Source organism: Acidithiobacillus sp. IBUN Pt1247-S3 (genome assembly GCF_041146875.1).
Lineage (GTDB): Bacteria > Pseudomonadota > Gammaproteobacteria > Acidithiobacillales > Acidithiobacillaceae > Igneacidithiobacillus.
On record NZ_JBFRXP010000014.1, the window covers coordinates 15377 to 30939 of the forward strand.

Sequence of the window (15563 nt, forward strand, 5' to 3'; positions counted from 1 at the left end):
ACGCGAGACTCCATGGACACCAGTGCCTTACCTTCTGCCCAGCATCTATCCATCAGCCACCTGATTCTGCATGCCAGTCCTGTAGTACAGGGAATTTTGCTTTTATTGTTGATCGCCTCGGTTGTCTCCTGGTTCGTAATCTTTCAGAAAGGGATGGTGTTTTCCAGCGCGCACCGGGCACTGAAGCGTTTTGAAAAGCGCTTCTGGAGCGGCGGCGAAATGGCGCAGATCTATCAGAACGTGAGCAACAACCCGCAGCTGGAGATTGGCGCCGGCAGTATCTTCTGCGCTGGCTACGAGGAGTTTCAACGGCAACGGAAGGGACACGCGAGTGATGCCCTGGATGCCGCACGGCGCGCCATGCGCGGCGCCCAGATCCGCGAAATCGGCCAATTGGAGAGTAACCTCCCCCTGCTCGCTTCGATTTCTTCCGTGGCACCCTTTGTAGGGCTACTAGGCACGGTCTGGGGTATCATGACAACCTTCATGAATATTGGCATGGCGCAACAGGCGACCCTGGCGGCAGTGGCACCACCGGTTGCCGAGGCGCTGATCGCGACCCTTGCGGGTCTCTTTGCCGCCATTCCGGCGACCTTTTTCTACAATCGTTTTGCCCATCGTCTGGATGAACTCGACGCGCATTACGAGGTCTTCATGGATGAATTCACCAATATCCTGCACCGTCAGTTACCCGAGAGCAAAGCATGAGAAGTCGGAAGCGCCGCCGTCTGCTTGCTGAGATGAACGTCGTGCCCTACATCGACGTTTCTTTGGTGCTCTTGGTCATTTTCATGCTCTCGGCGCCACTACTCACCCAGGGCGTTAACGTCAATCTACCCAAGGGCGTAAGCAAACCCGTGCCGGACAAAACTCCCCCCATCGTTATCTCGGTGGCCAAGGATGGCAAGCTCGACCTGCAGTACAAGGATCAGCACCTCAGTCCACAGCTACAGAATTTAGCAGCGGCGGTCGACAAAGTCGGTCATGGCAATCCAGCGCAGATGCAGGTTTTGGTAGGCGGTGATGCCCACGCCGACTACGGCAAAGTGATGGCGGTCATGGCCGCCCTGCAGCAAGCGGGTATTTCCCACGTGGGCCTACTTACGCGACCGGAACGCCATTGAACGAGCAACCCCGCATTCTGCCGCTACTGCTGGCCGTCGTGCTCAACGTGGCCATTCTGGTCGCGTTGTTCTGGACCTTTCACGTCAACATTCCGGCTGCCGGGCATGCTGCCATGCAAGCCACCCTGGAAGCTGCCCTGCCGGCACCAGCGCCCATGCCGGTGGCAAAGCCTGCTCCCGTAGCCAAACCGGTACCGAAACCGGTGCCAGTGCCAAAACCCGCACCTGCACCAGTGCCAAAACCGGCACCGACGCCTAAGCCCGTACCCAAACCGGTGCCAGAGAAGCCGTCGCCCGCGCAAGTCGAAAAGCAGGTACAGGCACGGGAAGCGGCAGCCAAGCTCACCGCTGAGCGGGCCGCGGCAGAAAAACACGCGGAAGAACTGGCAGCACGGCGGGCAGCGGTGCAACGCGCCGCAGCGCAGAAAGCAGCCGCTGAAAAGGCAGCGACAGAACGAGCAGCAGCAACCAAAGCGGCCGCGCAAAAGGCAGCAGAGGAGCGCGCCGCCCAGCAAGCTGCTGAGAAAGCGGCAGCACAGAAGGCAGCCGCAGAGAAAGCAGCCGCGGCACGTGCAGCAGCCCTGAAAAAGCAGCTTGCCGCAGAGGCCGCACAAGCGGCACAGGCGGCTCGCGCCAAGGCCTTGCAGCAGCAGTTGGCGGCACAGGCCGAGGCCAACCTCGCCGCCGCCAAGGCACAACAGGCCGCGGAAAATCAACGTCTGGAGGCATTATTTGGTCAGAAAATACAGCGCAGGGTCTATCGTGCCTGGGATACTACCTTTGCCGCATCGCTGAATTGTGAGGTAGCGATAGAGCTAACGCCCACGGGGTCGATTATCGGCCAACCGCGCGTTGTGAGTGGCAGTGGCAACCCGGCCTTCGACCAGGCAGTTATTCGCGCCGTCGAGGCAGCGGCACCTTTTGTCCCTCCCATCGGTCTACCCTATAGTGCCTTCAAAAGCGTCGTCATTAAATTCAACGCCGAGGATCTTAACCATGCGTAAGAGCGTCGTATTCCTTTTTTTGGGGTTATTCTCCCTGGCCTTCGCATTGCCTAGTGAGGCTGCCCTAACGGTACAAGTAACCAAGAGCGTTTCCAGCGCTCTGCCCATTGCCATACCTTCTTTTGGCCCAGGGGTTGCGGGGCAACCGACGGTGGCCGACGTGGTACGCGCGGATCTTAGTCACAGTGGTCTGTTCAAGGTACTCAATCCCGCCAGCTACCCGAGCGATCCGCAGGCACCGGCAGCGGTACAGGCAAACACCTGGACCGGGATTGGTGCCACTGGGCTCGCCGTAGGTGCCGTGGCAAAAACCGCAGCGGGCTACACCGTTACCGTCTACGTCTATAACGTCGCTACCGGGCAGGAGCTGGCTGCCAAGCGCTTCAGTTGTTCCCCAGCGGAATTGCATATGACCGCACACCACGTAGCCGACGTGATTTACAAGGCCTTCACTGGCAAGCCTGGACCCTTTGCCAGTCGCATTGCTTACGTGCGCCAGGTGGGTGCCGAGTATTCGTTACTTGTCGCCGAGTCAGATGGCTGGAATCCGCATGTGGTGGTGCAGGGGCGCATGCCATTGCTCTCACCGGTTTGGTCCCCAAACAACCAACGCCTTGCCTACGTTACCTATGTGAATTCGCGTGCCACCATCTTCGTGCAGAATCTGGCCACGGGAACACGCCAAGCCATCGCCCCGGGTGGCCAAATCGTCAGCGCGCCCAGCTTTTCGCCTAACGGTCAGGAGCTCGCCTATGCGCGTTCGGAGGGGGGCGCAACCAACATCTTCACGGTTAACCTTAGTACCGGCCAGCGGCAACAACTAACACAAGGGGGCAGTATCAATACCTCGCCCAGTTGGTCCCCTAATGGGCAAATCGCCTTTGTGTCGGACCGTGATGGTGGTCCGCAGATTTTCGTCATGAACTCCCAGGGTGGCGGGCAGCATCGCATTACCTATAGTGGTAACTACAACGCCAGCCCTGCCTATTCTCCCAATGGGCAGCGTATTGCGTTCATCCATCGCACGGATGGCGTCTACGCCCTGGCGGTGATGGATGCCACTGGGGGCGGCCTGAACGTGCTGGATGCACAGGGAAACTGTGACCACCCAAGCTTTGCCGACAATGGGGAAATGGTAATTTACGGTACCCATCGGGCGGGCGTGAAAGTGCTTGCCGAGGCGAGTATCGACGGGCGCACCCTGGCAATCCTGCACGGTGCCGGCGAAGACAGCCAACCAGCCTGGTCGAACTGAGCTAAGGCAAACAGGGTATAAAGTGCAGGGTGCTGGGCTGTCCCAGCACCCTTTTTATGGTCAGACGTAAGGCGCGGGGTCCGGCAGACCGAGCTCGGCAAAGGCCGCGAGGCGCAGGCGACAGGCATCGCAACGTCCGCAGGAGCGTCCCGCCGCATCCAGCTGGTAGCAGGAACGGGTGATGCCATAATCCACCCCGGCATCAAGTCCCATGCGGATAATCTCGGCCTTGCGCAAATGTTGCAGCGGGGCATGGATGCGTGGCGACTCGCCCTCCACGCCAAGTTTGGTAGCCACGGCGGCGAGACGCGAAAAAGCCTCAATAAAGGCGGGACGACAATCGGGGTAGCCGCTGTAATCCTGGCTGTTTACCCCGACGTAAATATCCGCAACGCTGAGCACCTCTGCCAGCGCCAGCGCATAGGAGAGAAATACCGTATTGCGCGCCGGCACATAGGTGATCGGGATACCTTCGCCGACGCCACTTTCCGGCACCGCCAGCTTGGTATCCGTGAGTGCCGAGCCACCAAGACCACCGAGATCGATTTTGAGAATGCGGTGACTCGCCACTGCCATGGTCTGAGCCACGGCGCGGGCATAATCGAGCTCGTTCTGATGGCGTTGCCCATAGTCGAAAGATAAGGCATGGATGACGACCCCGTCACGACGCAACAAGCCAGCAACCGTGGTGGAATCAAGACCGCCGGAAAGTAACAGAATTGCCTGTTTGTCTGTCACGCTCACCTCCGCTAGTGGCCGGGGACGTCGCCCCAGATCCATTTGTGCAATTGCACCTGCAAACGCACCGGTAATTGATCGACAAGGATCCACTCTGCCAAGTCGTGCAGGTCCAATTCACCATAACTGGGGGAGAACAAAATTTCCTTTGCCGGCAGCGGGTGCTCGCGCAAGAAGTCGCGTGCCCATTCGTAGTCGCTGCGATTGCACAAGACGAATTTTACCTGATCTTGGGCGTGGAGATATTGCAAATTCTCCCAGTCGTTTTTCTCGCTTTCGGCAGAGCCCGGTGTCTTGATATCAAGAATTTTCACCACCCGCGGGTCCACGTCGCGCACGGACAGGGCGCCGCTGGTTTCGAGATAGACCTCGCGTCCCGCGTCACACAGCACCTTGAGTAGTTCGTGCACGCCCACTTGGGCGAGGGGCTCGCCACCAGTGACCACTACCAACTGGCCTGCGCGCTCCTGCACCTGGGTGAGGATCTCTTCCAGCTCCATCCACATGCCACCGTGAAAGGCATAGGCACTGTCGCAATACTGGCAGCGCAGTGGGCAACCGGTAAGGCGTACAAAGGTTGCCGGGCGCCCCATGGCGCTGGTCTCGCCCTGCAAGCTATGAAAGATCTCGCTAATGCGCAGCCGCGCCATAACTCAATGGCCGCTGGCTTGCAGTTGCGTTTGCGCCTTTTGCGCCGCGGGGGTGCTTGGATATTGCTTGAGAATCCGATTGAAGGTCGCCCGCGCCTTGGCCGGCTGACCGATGGCCTCGTAAATCTGTCCCATGCGCAACAGTGCATCTGGCGCCTTACTGCTCTGGGTATGCTGCGCAGCCGTGGTAAGGCTCTTGATGGCAGCATCGTTCTGCCCGAGGACATACTGTGCCTGGCCAAGCCAGTAATAGGCATCGACCACGAGGCTACTTTGCGGGTATTTGTGGATGAAGGCCTGCAGCGACGTTGCCGCAGTGCCATATTTGCCGGCCTGTAACAAGGCAAAGGCGCGCTGATACTCGGCCTGACCCAAACCCTGCACGGTAGAACTGGCAGCGCTGCTCGCCTCTGCCGCAATGGCGCCAGCTGGTGTCGTGCTGGAAACTGCTGCACTGCTGGTACTCGCTGTCGACGCCGTCACGGAGCTTGTCGTCGCCACTGCAGTCGACAGGGCTGCCAATTTGGCGTTGATTTCCTGCTGTGCCGACTCTAGCGCGTGGGTTTTGCTCTCAAGGTCGCCGCGCAGCTCACGAATTTCCTGCTGCATATGCTGCGAGCGATCAAGCAAATCGCCGAGGGCAGTTTGGCTACCTCGGCTCGCTTTTTGCACGGCGATCAGGCTTTGCACTTCGCTCTGCATCACCGCCATCTGCTGCTGCAGTTGGAGAATTTGCTGGCCCTCGGAATCTGCCCACACCGGTGAGCTAGCGAGCAGGACAGCGGCAGCCAGTGCTGCAGTCAGCTTAACCTTCATGAAATGCGACCTCCAAATCAGCCGTTGTATCCCCCACTATAGACAAAATCGACGCGACGATTATGCGCCCAGCAAGCCTGATCATTTTGGCTGCAGAGGGGATTGTCCTTGCCAAAGCTGACGGTGCTGATACGGGCAGCGCTCACTCCCTGAGACTCCAAATAGCTCTTCACAGTTTCCGCACGCCGTTCGCCAAGCGCCAAATTGTATTCTTGGGTGCCGCGATCATCCGTGTTGCCTTCCAAGCGTACCTGCACGTGAGCATGGTTCATCATGAACTGGGCGTTCTCGGCGGCAATGGCTTGGCCGTTGGCATCCATGTTGTCGCTATCGAAAGGGAAATGGACGCGCAAATGGCTAGGCAACGCAGCCAATTCCGCTGCAGTCAAGCCGCGGTTAGTACCGCCGATAGGACCATTGGTATTCAGGTCTTGAGAACCGACCCCCTGGCCATTATAGCCGTTGGTGGCGACCGAACTCACCGGCGCCACCGGGCCCACTGCCTTGGGCGCACCACTACCCACATTGCGCGCGCAGCCAGACAGGGCCAAAAAAGAAATGCCGAAAACAACAATGACACTGCGAAGCTGCATGGTTTCTTCTCCTAAAGAATAATGACGATTGTATCGCGAGCGCAGGAAATTCAGCAATCATTCACGGCTATCATTCACGGCTATCTGCAACTTGGCAGCCCCCAGGCAGGGGAATAGACTGATAAGCCAATGCCAAGCAAGGAGCGAAGCTCATGAGTGTACCGACCGAGATCCAGATTCAGGTCGAGACCCGTTATATTCCCGAGCAATCTAGCCCGGAGCAGGACCATTACGTCTTCGCCTACCAGATTCGTATTGAGAATCACGGCCCCCAGCGCGCGCAGTTGCGCAACCGGCACTGGATCATTACCGACGCCGAGGGGCGGATTCAAGAAGTGCGCGGACCAGGTGTCGTCGGCGAACAACCGACCCTCGCCCCTGGAGAACGCTTTCAGTACACCAGCGGCACCGTTCTGCCCACCCCGGTTGGGAGTATGCACGGCAGCTACGAATGGGTGAGTGAAAATGGTGAAGACTTTGAGACACCCATTCCGGCATTTCGCCTCGCCGTGGCAACCGTCTTCCATTGAGCTATCAGAGCCTGCAACGCGCCTACGGCGTCTGGGCGCCCATCTATGACCGGGCGGTAGCGGGCTTTTCTGCCCCAGCACGAGCCGCCAATATCGCCAGTATCCCGGCAGATGCGGAAAAGATCCTGGTAATTGGCGCGGGGACCGGCCTGGATTTCCCTTATCTAAGCACCAGCACCCTCAACGTGGCGCTGGACTTCAACTCCGCGATGCTCGCCCGCGCCCGCCCGCGAGCAGAGCATGAACATCTATTGCAGGCAGATGCCGAACGCTTGCCATTAGCAGATGGTGGCTTTGACGCTGTCTTGATGCACCTGATTCTGGCGGTGGTGCCTCACCCGTCTCTGGCCCTCGCCGAAGCGAGTCGCGTGTTACGCCCCGGCGGCACGCTACTGATCTTCGACAAATTCCTGCGCCCAGAGCAGAAGGCACCGCTGCGCCGACTCTTGGCGCCACTCTCCGCGACGTTGGCCACGCGCACTGACCTAGTGTTCGAGGACCTGCTCGGGCCGCACCCCGAATTGCAGTTACAAACAGATCAGCCCGCCGCCCTGGGTGGCTGGTTTCGTCGTATCCACCTGCAAAAACGGGGCTGAAAAGCCCCGTCAGTTTTAGTTGCCGCCGCTGCGCGCCGCCTTTTTGCGCTCGTTTTCCGTCAGGAAGCGCTTGCGAATACGGATGGACTGGGGCGTCGCCTCGACCAATTCGTCATCGGCGATAAATTCCACCGCTGCTTCCAGGGTCATTTTGATAGGCGGGGTGAGCATGATGTTTTCGTCGGAACCGGAAGCTCGCATATTGGTGAGCTTCTTTTCCTTGAGCGGGTTGACCACCAAGTCGTTGTCGCGGCTATGGATACCAATGACCATGCCTTCATAGACCTTGTCGCCAGGGCTGACAAACATCCGCCCGCGGTCCTGCAAATTGAAAAGCGCAAAGCCAACTGCCTCGCCCTCCTCTGCCGAAATCAGCACCCCATTGTTACGCGCCGGAATTGCACCCTTCACCGGTCCGTAGCCATCAAAAATATGGCTGATGACACCAGTGCCCGACGTGGCGGTCAGAAACTCCGTATGAAAACCGATCAGGCCACGAGCCGGAATCTTATATTCCAGGCGCACCCGGCCTCGGCCATCGGGCTGCATGTCCTGCAAGTCGCCCCGGCGGATGCCCAGGCGTTCCATGATGGTGCCCTGGTGGGTTTCTTCGACGTCCACCGTCAAGGCTTCGTAGGGCTCTTCCCACACCCCGTCCACCTGCCGCTGAATCACCCGCGGCCGCGATACCGCCAGCTCGTAGCCTTCGCGGCGCATGTTTTCAATAAGCACCGTAAGGTGCAACTCACCGCGGCCGGAAATCATGAAGACATCGGCGTTGTCCGTATCTTCCACCCGCAGCGCCACATTGGTCAGCAGCTCTTTATAGAGGCGGTCGCGCAGTTGGCGGCTGGTGACAAACTTGCCCTCGCGCCCGGCGAAGGGGCTGGTATTCACCTGAAAGGTCATGTTCAGGGTCGGTTCATCAATGGGCTTCCACGGTAGCGCCTCGGGCGCCTCAGGCGCGGCAATGGTGGCACCAATGGACGGCTCCTCAATGCCAGTGACGGCAATGATGTCGCCCACCGATGCCTCTTCCCAGGGCACCCGCTTGAGGCCGTCAAAGCCGAGCACCTGCAGGATGCGCGCCTTGACCAGCTTGTGGTCTTGCCCCTGTAGCAGCACCACGTCTTGTCCTGGGCGAATCTTGCCGCGCCGTACGCGACCAACGGCAATACGGCCTACATAGCTGGAGTAATCCAGGTCGGCAATCTGTATCTGCAGCGGACCCTCGGGATCGCCTTCCGGGGCTGCCACCTTGTTCAAGACCATCTCGAAAAGGGGGCGCATATCGCCTTCACGCACACTCGGGTCTTCGCCAGCGTAGCCTTGCAGGCCCGATGCGTACATCACCGGAAAATCAAGCTGCTCCTCGGTGGCGCCGAGCTTATCGAAAAGATCGAGGGTAGCGCTGATGACGTAGTCCGGGCGGGCGCCCGGGCGGTCGATCTTGTTGATAACGACGATAGGCTTGAGGCCCAGCTCCAGCGCCTTACGGGTAACGAAGCGGGTCTGGGGCATGGGGCCTTCCACGGCGTCCACCAGCAACAACACGCCATCCACCATGCCCAGCACCCGCTCCACCTCGGCACCAAAGTCGGCGTGGCCGGGGGTGTCGACGATGTTGATGTGGGTGTCGCCCCACTGCACGGCGGTGTTCTTGGCCATGATGGTAATGCCACGCTCCTTTTCCAGGGCGTTGCTGTCCATAACCCGCTCTTCCACCTGCTGGTGGGCAGCGAAGGTGCCGGACTGCTTCAGCAGCTGATCCACCAGGGTAGTCTTACCGTGGTCGACGTGGGCGATGATGGCGATGTTGCGAAGTTGGCGTGACACAGAATTCCCCAGTAAAGCAAAGCCGACTAGCGCGGCAGCGGGCTCCCTTATAGCGAGATAGCCCCTAAAAAGCAAACCGCCCCGCCACGGAACTCTGTGACGGGGCGAAACCGGGGCACCGAAGCGCCCCTTGGCATCCTAAGCGAACTTAGAAGCCAGCCTGGAACTGCAACATCAGGGTGTTGTAGGCCATCCCGTTGATGGGGGCACCGTAGCCACCAAAAACGCCGGTGCTGGCAGTGGCATACGGACCAAACTTGCCACTACGCCCCGTGGGGATAATGTAATTCACCTGAATCTGTGCCGCATGGGGGTTGTTCGGGTTGACATAGTAGTTCAAGCCGACCGTGGTGTTATCCAACTTCTCGTCAGTGCCCCGATGGTCGTTATAGCTGAACGAATCAAAACGCACAGCAGGTTCGATATCCAACCAAGACGGCGTAAGGGTCATCTGATGCAAGTTGACGCCCAACCCCACGTTCCAGTCCTGCGCCGACACTCCGGCCTGGCCGTTGCGGCTCCTACCGGTGTTCAGGTTGGTGTAACCGGCTACATAGTGAATGCCCATCAGGCCGCCATGCACACCAACGTTCCACGTGGTGAGGCTGTCTGCATTGTACATATTGCTCAAGGGAAGGGTCATCTGGGCCCCGCTCAATTCAGCGTGCAACAATGGTCCCATAAAGTCATAGGTCAAGCGGCCCGAAAAAATATACTGACCACTCCCATTCAGAAAGTAGCCTTGCCCGCCACCGGAGGGGTGTGAACCCGCTTCCAAGTTGTTGTAGGCAGAGCCATAATCAAAAGATGACGCATCGGAAATCGCAAGGGCGTAACCGAAACCGGTTCCCATAACGTCATTGCCGTGCAACATGGCGCCCGCAGATCGGCCTGGCAACAGCGATTGACCCATGCTGCGGAAGATGAACGGTAACGCATTCCCCTGCACGTCCACATACTCATTACCTACTGGCTGTTTGAACTTGCCCACTTCCAGCTGCGCAAAGGGGACCGGCGCATAGTTTAACCAAGCATCCACAATAGAGGCGTTACCGCCGTTACCCAAGCCGTTGTTCAGCAGGTTTCCCAGCCCACCATTATTTCCACTGATCGCGGCATTATCCCACCCCGCCATGATGTTGTAGGTAACACCGTGGACCGCCTCACCTTTCACGCCCAAACGGATGCGATTGGCACCAAAAACCAAGCCGTTGGAAGCGCTAGGGCCGGTACCAAACTGCTGGCTGCCGGTGATCTGCGCATAACCATACAGAATCGGGCCGTTGTCTTTGGCGGAACTATCCGCGGCAAAGGCCGCGCCCGGTACCAATACCGCTGCCGCAACTGCAAAAGCTACGAGATTCTTCTTCATGACTAAGCTCCTCCTCATGAGCCGTTGTTAACGTACAACGTGAGAAGTTATAGCACCCCTTTTGCGCCTTTGCAACAGTCTGCCAAGAACTTTTTGCAACGACCTGCCAAAAACAAATGGCTGCGACTTTTTCAGGCGTTTGGCGGTGGGCCCAGGTGTGCTGCCATGTTGGCGCGCAAAAAGGTGATGGCACGCCGATACTGGCCCAGTTCGCGATCCACTTCCAACACTTGGTCGAGAAGCTCGGACGGTGAGGCCCCAGGCAAGCGGCGCAAAAGGCGGTGCCAGCGGTCGTCGACGCGCTCCTGGCCGGCCAACAAGGCATCAAGGAAACACAGGGAGTCGAGAGACTCGGTTGGACACTGGGAATCACAGAGCTGATGAAGGAGATGAATGCTATCCATGGCGGTCTGCTTTGCGGTGAGCTAGGTTATAAAACTACGACCTTGATGAGTAGCGAAAAGTTGCGTGGTGACGAAAAAAACCGGGGCAGTGCCCCGGTTCTCTTTTCTGCCCAAATCAATGGGCGGCGTAAACGCTTTTTTTCGTGAAGCGTCCACGGAAGACCCAGATCTGGTACCAGTTGTACATGATCATCACTGGCACGAAACCCGTCATGAACAGGGTGAACACGGCCAGTGAATTGGCCGGATTGGCCGCATCGTGGATGGTCCAGGTACCGGGCACGATGTAGGGGTACATCGTTGCCCACATCGCCGCCCAAAGCAGGGCGACGACGCCCTCACCCCAGAGCAGGGCGATAAAATTGTGCCCCGAAGAATGATTGCTCATGGACTTGAAGGCGAAGAACAGGACAATCACCATCCAGGTCGCCCAGACCCACCAGTTGGGGCCCGTCCACTTGGCTGCCGCCCAAGGGAAGATGGCGTAGGACCAGACCAAGGTAACAACGATGGCTGCCAGCGCGAGGAAGGAGAATAGGCTGGTCCAACCCTTGGCACGCTCGTGGATCACATCTCCGGGGAGGAAGCGGGCACATAGGTAGAGACCGCCTGCCAAGCCCGCGGCAATGACCGCACCAAAGCCGGTCCAGAGGCTAAAGAGGGTCAGCCAGTCGAAGGCTCCACCAGCAAAGTGCAGCACCGGGGTGCTATAGCCACGCCCGGCGATGTTTGCCATCGCTAGACCGCTTTGCATGGGGAAGCCTTGCAGACTGGCGCCAAGGGCAACGCCGGCAAAGAATGGCGCCAGCAAGCTGCCAATAGCGAAGAACCAGCCCCAGACCTTGCGGCTGCTGCGCGCGTGTACATGAAATTCAAAGGCCACAGCACGCATGATGATCGCCCAGAGCGCGATCATCAAAGGAAACATCAGGTAGTTGAAAGCGGAACCGTATACCAGCGGGAAAGCACCAAAAAGTACACCGCCAGCAACGACCAACCAGGTCTCGTTGCCATCCCAAAAACCAGCCATTGACGCCATGATCGCGCCACGCTCGTCTTCATCTTTGGAAAACAAGGCAAAAATGCCGGCGCCGAGATCGGCCCCGTCCAGGGCAATATATAAAAGAAACATCAGACCCAACAGAATCCACCACCAGGTGGAAAGGGCGGAAGTGATCCGCACGATGTCGTGGGTAAAATCCATGGTGACCTCCGTCATATTCAGGGAATGGGGTGGCCGCGCCACCCCATGGCAGTTAGCGCTCGGCTTTCAGCATCGGCTTGGCGAAGCTCGCCTGGGCGTGACCGCCGCCAGCGTGGGAATCGCCTTCCTCGCCGTGATGGAAAAGCTGATCAGATGGCGCGATTCCGTCCACACCCTTGGCAATGACGCGGCTAAAGAAGTACCAGGCGCCGGCCCAGACCAGGAGCTCAAAGACAATGTAGCCGGCAAACCAGATCAGCTCCTGCGCGATGCTCATGTGGCTGACACCCTCGTAGGTACGCATCAAGCCATACACTACCCAAGGCTGGCGTCCAATTTCCCGCACCCACCAGCCCGTCCAGATGGCCAAATAAGGGAGGAAGGCGGAAAAGACCACGGCCCGGAGGAACCAGGGATGTTGGCGTAGGGAGGCAGCATTCAGCTTGCCACGCAGTCGTAGCCAGTTGCCCCAGAGGGCGACAAAGAAGAGGAAGAAGCCGATCATCACCATCGCGCGGAAGGCGTAGAAGGGAACCCAGACGTCCGGACGATCCTCGGGGGCGAACTGATCCATGCCGGTAACCTTGCCGTCCCAGGTATGCGTCTCGAGCAAACTGAGAACGTGCGGGATGGAAATCTGGAAGAGGTTGCCGTCATTGTTGGCATTGGGGATAGCGATCAGGTTCCAACTGGTGTTTGGCTTACCATCCGCGGTGTAGGTGTGGTAGTGGCCTTCCATCGCCGCCAGGGAAGTCGGCTGGGTGTCCGCCACGTCCTTACCCACGCTGTCGCCGATAAAAATCTGGATGGGTGTGACAATGAGTAGCGCGAGCAAGGTCGGCTTCAACATTTTAACGAAGAGATCCGCGTTGCGATTTTTGAGGATGAACCAGGCACTCACCCCCGCCATCACAAAGAGCGCCAGCTCAACGGTCGCCACCCACATGTGCGGAAAACCCCAGATGAAGTTGTCATTGAGGATGGCGTGCCACCAGTTTTCTACCTGGAATAGGCCGTCCTTGAGAACGACCCCATTGGGCGTCTGCATCCAGGAGTTAGCAACCAGGATCCACATCGCCGAGAGGCTGGAGGACAGGCCAACATTGAAGGTGGCAAAGAGGTGCATACCCTTACTCACCTTGCCCCAACCAAACACCATCAAACCGATAAAGCCCGCCTCGTACATGAAGGCAGTGATGGTCTCGAAGCCGAGGATATTACCGAAGAAAGGACCGACGGCTTGGGAAAATGGGCCATAAAGAATGCCGAAGGCCATCTCCATGGTCACCCCGGTTGCCACGCCGGCACCAAAGTTGATGATGAAGATTTTCTCAAAGAAACGGTTGAGCTTATACCAACGCTCATCGCCACTGCGTAACCAAGCGACCTCCAGAAAAAACAGGAGCCAGGACATGCCGATGGTCATTGGCGTCCAGATGATGTGCATGGTGGTAATCCATGCGAAGTCGAGCCGACTGAGCAGGACGGGTAAGCTGTTTTCGATGATCATTGCTGATTCCTCGATTCGGTAGGGTTATTGATGGAACTACTACGGCCAGCAGAGCAAAGCGCGTGCCATCTTCTGGAAGATCCGTGTGGCAGGAAAAATAAGGGTTTGGTGATATAGCCTGCAGGGATTCGTTCAAATGCACCATATTGGAGGGTTGTTTTGCACCACATCAGTCTAAATAACCCAATATAAACATATATATAGATATTTTTATTCTGAGAAAATTTTATCCTTGCGCAGGCTCCTGCCTTCTCCTACTCTTTTGCTAGTACTCGCAAAACGGATTTCCCAGCCCTAGGAGATATGGCATGAGCGCAGCGAAATTGCAGGACTCCCCAGCGTGGCAACAATTGCAGAAACTGTGCAACGATTGGGGCGCGACAACAATCGCCAAGCTGTTTGCTGCGGGACCAGAGCGTGGCAGCAAGATGACGGCGCAAGCCTGCGGCATCTATCTGGACTACTCGAAAAACTGGCTGCGGGAAGAGACCTTGGTGGCGCTGTTCGATCTGGCGCGGGAACGTGGTCTGGAAACGCGTCGCGCCGCGATGTTCACCGGCGAACATATCAACAGCACCGAAGATCGCGCTGTTCTGCATACGGCCCTGCGTGCCCCGGCCAGCGCCAAAATTTGCGATCAGGGTGCCAACGTCATGCCAGAAGTACACGCTGTCCTCCAGCGTATGATGGCCTTTTGCGATAAGGTACACCAAGGCGAATGGTTGGGGGCGACGGGAAAACCCCTGCGCCAGATCGTCAATATTGGCATTGGCGGCTCGTACTTGGGGCCGGAGATGGCCTATCATGCGCTGCGTTCGCAGCGGATTGCTGGCGTGCGCGAGCACTTCGTCGCCAATGTGGATGGTGCGGCTCTGGCGGCGGTACTGGCCGATCTCGACCCGGCGCAAACCTTGTTCATCGTCGCCTCCAAGACCTTTACTACCCTGGAAACCATGACCAACGCCCATGCGGCGCGGCGCTGGCTGGTCGCGGCCTTGGGAGAACAGGCGGTAGAGCGCCACTTTGTCGCCGTTTCCACCAACAGTGAAGCCGTCGCCGCCTTTGGCATGAATCCGGAGCACAGCTTCGGCTTCTGGGACTGGGTGGGCGGACGCTATTCCATGGACTCCGCTATCGGTCTGGCGACCATGCTGGCGATTGGCTCGGCCGGCTTTGCCGAGATGCTGCAAGGCTTTCATGCCATGGACGAGCACTTTCTACATGCCGAACTGGAGCAGAATCTTCCCGTCCTGCTCGGACTGATCTCGGTTTGGTACAACAATTTCTGGGGGGCGCAAAGCCAGGCCATACTGCCCTATGCCCATGATCTGGCGCGCTTTCCGGCCTATATGCAGCAACTGCAGATGGAGAGCAACGGCAAGCGCGTCGATCTGAGTGGGACACCCTTGGCGGTAGATAGCGGGCCGATCATCTGGGGTGAGCCAGGCACAGATGGACAGCACTCCTTTTATCAGCTATTGCATCAGGGCACGCGTCTGGTGCCTTGTGATTTTCTGGGTTTCCTGGCGCCCATGAGTGCGTTTGCCGACCAACACGACCTGCTTATGGCTAACCTCTTTGCCCAAAGCGAGGCGCTGGCCTTCGGCCGTTCGGCGGAGGAGTTGCGCTCCCTGGGGGTAACCGAGGCGCAGATCCCCCATCGCGTCTCTCCCGGCAATCGGCCCAGCAACCTGCTCCTCGTTGATGCCCTCACACCTTTCTCGCTCGGTGCCCTGGTAGCCCTCTACGAGCACAGTGTCTTCACCCAGGGGGTGATCTGGGGCATCGACTCTTTTGACCAATGGGGCGTAGAGCTCGGAAAGGTGCTGGCGGCGCGCGTGGAATCCGACCTGAAAGGCACAACGCAGCATGCTCACGATAGCTCGACACAGGCCTTGATTGAGCGTTATCGCGCCAGCCGCAGCTAGGCG

Annotated in this window: 16 protein-coding genes; 7 read left to right on the forward strand and 9 right to left on the reverse strand. The window is 58.3% G+C overall.

Annotated features, from left to right (window positions below; genetic code table 11):
• The first annotated feature begins 12 nt into the window (after nucleotides 1-12).
• The 4 genes from tolQ to tolB are packed head-to-tail and all read left to right on the forward strand — an operon-like array spanning nucleotide 13 to nucleotide 3383.
• Nucleotides 13-708 carry a protein TolQ gene (tolQ, locus tag AB4090_RS10435; protein ID WP_369573817.1) on the forward strand — a complete coding sequence of 232 codons (696 nt, stop codon included), beginning with the start codon at nucleotides 13-15 and terminating at the stop codon, nucleotides 706-708.
• Nucleotides 705-1124: a protein TolR gene (gene tolR / locus AB4090_RS10440; protein WP_369573818.1), complete on the forward strand. Its 420-nt coding sequence runs from the start codon at nucleotides 705-707 to the stop codon at nucleotides 1122-1124. Before tolQ ends, tolR begins: the two co-directional genes overlap by 4 nt.
• On the forward strand, nucleotides 1121-2128 hold the full coding sequence (tolA, locus tag AB4090_RS10445; protein WP_369573819.1) for a cell envelope integrity protein TolA: 1008 nt from the start codon (nucleotides 1121-1123) through the stop codon (nucleotides 2126-2128). The genes tolR and tolA overlap by 4 nt, the downstream gene beginning before the upstream one ends.
• Nucleotides 2121-3383 carry a Tol-Pal system beta propeller repeat protein TolB gene (gene tolB, locus AB4090_RS10450; RefSeq protein WP_369573820.1) on the forward strand — a complete coding sequence of 421 codons (1263 nt, stop codon included), beginning with the start codon at nucleotides 2121-2123 and terminating at the stop codon, nucleotides 3381-3383. The genes tolA and tolB overlap by 8 nt, the downstream gene beginning before the upstream one ends.
• Nucleotides 3384-3443: 60 nt before the next feature.
• Here the strand turns inward: tolB and queC are convergent, their stop codons facing one another.
• Genes queC through pal form a run of 4 tightly spaced genes read right to left on the reverse strand, consistent with a single transcriptional unit; the run spans nucleotide 3444 to nucleotide 6180 of the window.
• A complete protein-coding gene (gene queC, locus AB4090_RS10455) occupies nucleotides 3444-4163 on the reverse strand; it encodes a 7-cyano-7-deazaguanine synthase QueC (RefSeq protein WP_369573821.1) in 720 nt (239 codons plus the stop codon).
• Complete coding sequence (queE, locus tag AB4090_RS10460; protein ID WP_369573822.1) at nucleotides 4133-4771, reverse strand: 7-carboxy-7-deazaguanine synthase QueE; 639 nt, start codon at nucleotides 4769-4771, stop codon at nucleotides 4133-4135. Before queE ends, queC begins: the two co-directional genes overlap by 31 nt.
• Before the next feature lie 3 nt (nucleotides 4772-4774).
• Nucleotides 4775-5587 (reverse strand): tol-pal system protein YbgF, encoded by an 813-nt coding sequence (gene ybgF, locus AB4090_RS10465; RefSeq protein ID WP_369573823.1) that lies wholly within the window; start codon nucleotides 5585-5587, stop codon nucleotides 4775-4777.
• Between the two features lie 17 nt (nucleotides 5588-5604).
• The gene (gene pal / locus AB4090_RS10470) at nucleotides 5605-6180 is read right to left on the reverse strand and encodes a peptidoglycan-associated lipoprotein Pal (protein ID WP_369573824.1); all 576 of its coding nucleotides are present in this window, start codon (nucleotides 6178-6180) and stop codon (nucleotides 5605-5607) included.
• Between the two features lie 152 nt (nucleotides 6181-6332).
• Here pal and apaG point away from each other — a divergent pair, with 152 nt between their 5' ends.
• Together apaG and AB4090_RS10480 are read left to right on the forward strand one after the other, a co-directional pair.
• Nucleotides 6333-6710: a Co2+/Mg2+ efflux protein ApaG gene (apaG, locus tag AB4090_RS10475; RefSeq protein ID WP_369573825.1), complete on the forward strand. Its 378-nt coding sequence runs from the start codon at nucleotides 6333-6335 to the stop codon at nucleotides 6708-6710.
• The gene (locus tag AB4090_RS10480; protein ID WP_369573826.1) at nucleotides 6707-7306 is read left to right on the forward strand and encodes a class I SAM-dependent methyltransferase; all 600 of its coding nucleotides are present in this window, start codon (nucleotides 6707-6709) and stop codon (nucleotides 7304-7306) included. The genes apaG and AB4090_RS10480 overlap by 4 nt, the downstream gene beginning before the upstream one ends.
• Before the next feature lie 15 nt (nucleotides 7307-7321).
• Here AB4090_RS10480 and typA read toward each other — a convergent pair whose 3' ends face one another.
• The 5 genes from typA to AB4090_RS10505 form a co-directional block, all read right to left on the reverse strand.
• Nucleotides 7322-9142: a translational GTPase TypA gene (typA, locus tag AB4090_RS10485; protein ID WP_369573827.1), complete on the reverse strand. Its 1821-nt coding sequence runs from the start codon at nucleotides 9140-9142 to the stop codon at nucleotides 7322-7324.
• A 148-nt stretch (nucleotides 9143-9290) separates the two neighbouring features.
• The gene (locus AB4090_RS10490; protein ID WP_369573828.1) at nucleotides 9291-10514 is read right to left on the reverse strand and encodes a porin; all 1224 of its coding nucleotides are present in this window, start codon (nucleotides 10512-10514) and stop codon (nucleotides 9291-9293) included.
• A gap of 131 nt (nucleotides 10515-10645) precedes the next feature.
• On the reverse strand, nucleotides 10646-10918 hold the full coding sequence (locus AB4090_RS10495) for a hypothetical protein (RefSeq protein ID WP_369573829.1): 273 nt from the start codon (nucleotides 10916-10918) through the stop codon (nucleotides 10646-10648).
• Between the two features lie 115 nt (nucleotides 10919-11033).
• Complete coding sequence (cydB, locus tag AB4090_RS10500; RefSeq protein ID WP_369573877.1) at nucleotides 11034-12122, reverse strand: cytochrome d ubiquinol oxidase subunit II; 1089 nt, start codon at nucleotides 12120-12122, stop codon at nucleotides 11034-11036.
• A 52-nt stretch (nucleotides 12123-12174) separates the two neighbouring features.
• Nucleotides 12175-13632: a cytochrome ubiquinol oxidase subunit I gene (locus tag AB4090_RS10505; protein WP_369573830.1), complete on the reverse strand. Its 1458-nt coding sequence runs from the start codon at nucleotides 13630-13632 to the stop codon at nucleotides 12175-12177.
• Between the two features lie 308 nt (nucleotides 13633-13940).
• Here AB4090_RS10505 and pgi point away from each other — a divergent pair, with 308 nt between their 5' ends.
• Entirely contained in the window at nucleotides 13941-15560 is a 1620-nt protein-coding gene (gene pgi, locus AB4090_RS10510) for a glucose-6-phosphate isomerase (RefSeq protein WP_369573831.1), read from the forward strand.
• The last annotated feature ends 3 nt before the right edge of the window (nucleotides 15561-15563 follow it).

Coding starts and splice junctions, on each gene's coding strand:
- tolR (WP_369573818.1), top strand. CDS start 705: ATGAGAAGTCGGAAGCGCCGCCGTCTGCTTGCTGAGATGAACGTCGTG.
- pgi (WP_369573831.1), top strand. CDS start 13,941: ATGAGCGCAGCGAAATTGCAGGACTCCCCAGCGTGGCAACAATTGCAG.
- ybgF (WP_369573823.1), bottom strand. CDS start 5,587: ATGAAGGTTAAGCTGACTGCAGCACTGGCTGCCGCTGTCCTGCTCGCT.
- tolQ (WP_369573817.1), top strand. CDS start 13: ATGGACACCAGTGCCTTACCTTCTGCCCAGCATCTATCCATCAGCCAC.
- pal (WP_369573824.1), bottom strand. CDS start 6,180: ATGCAGCTTCGCAGTGTCATTGTTGTTTTCGGCATTTCTTTTTTGGCC.
- queE (WP_369573822.1), bottom strand. CDS start 4,771: ATGGCGCGGCTGCGCATTAGCGAGATCTTTCATAGCTTGCAGGGCGAG.
- tolB (WP_369573820.1), top strand. CDS start 2,121: ATGCGTAAGAGCGTCGTATTCCTTTTTTTGGGGTTATTCTCCCTGGCC.
- AB4090_RS10490 (WP_369573828.1), bottom strand. CDS start 10,514: ATGAAGAAGAATCTCGTAGCTTTTGCAGTTGCGGCAGCGGTATTGGTA.
- apaG (WP_369573825.1), top strand. CDS start 6,333: ATGAGTGTACCGACCGAGATCCAGATTCAGGTCGAGACCCGTTATATT.
- cydB (WP_369573877.1), bottom strand. CDS start 12,122: ATGGATTTTACCCACGACATCGTGCGGATCACTTCCGCCCTTTCCACC.
- AB4090_RS10495 (WP_369573829.1), bottom strand. CDS start 10,918: ATGGATAGCATTCATCTCCTTCATCAGCTCTGTGATTCCCAGTGTCCA.
- AB4090_RS10505 (WP_369573830.1), bottom strand. CDS start 13,632: ATGATCATCGAAAACAGCTTACCCGTCCTGCTCAGTCGGCTCGACTTC.
- queC (WP_369573821.1), bottom strand. CDS start 4,163: ATGGATCTGGGGCGACGTCCCCGGCCACTAGCGGAGGTGAGCGTGACA.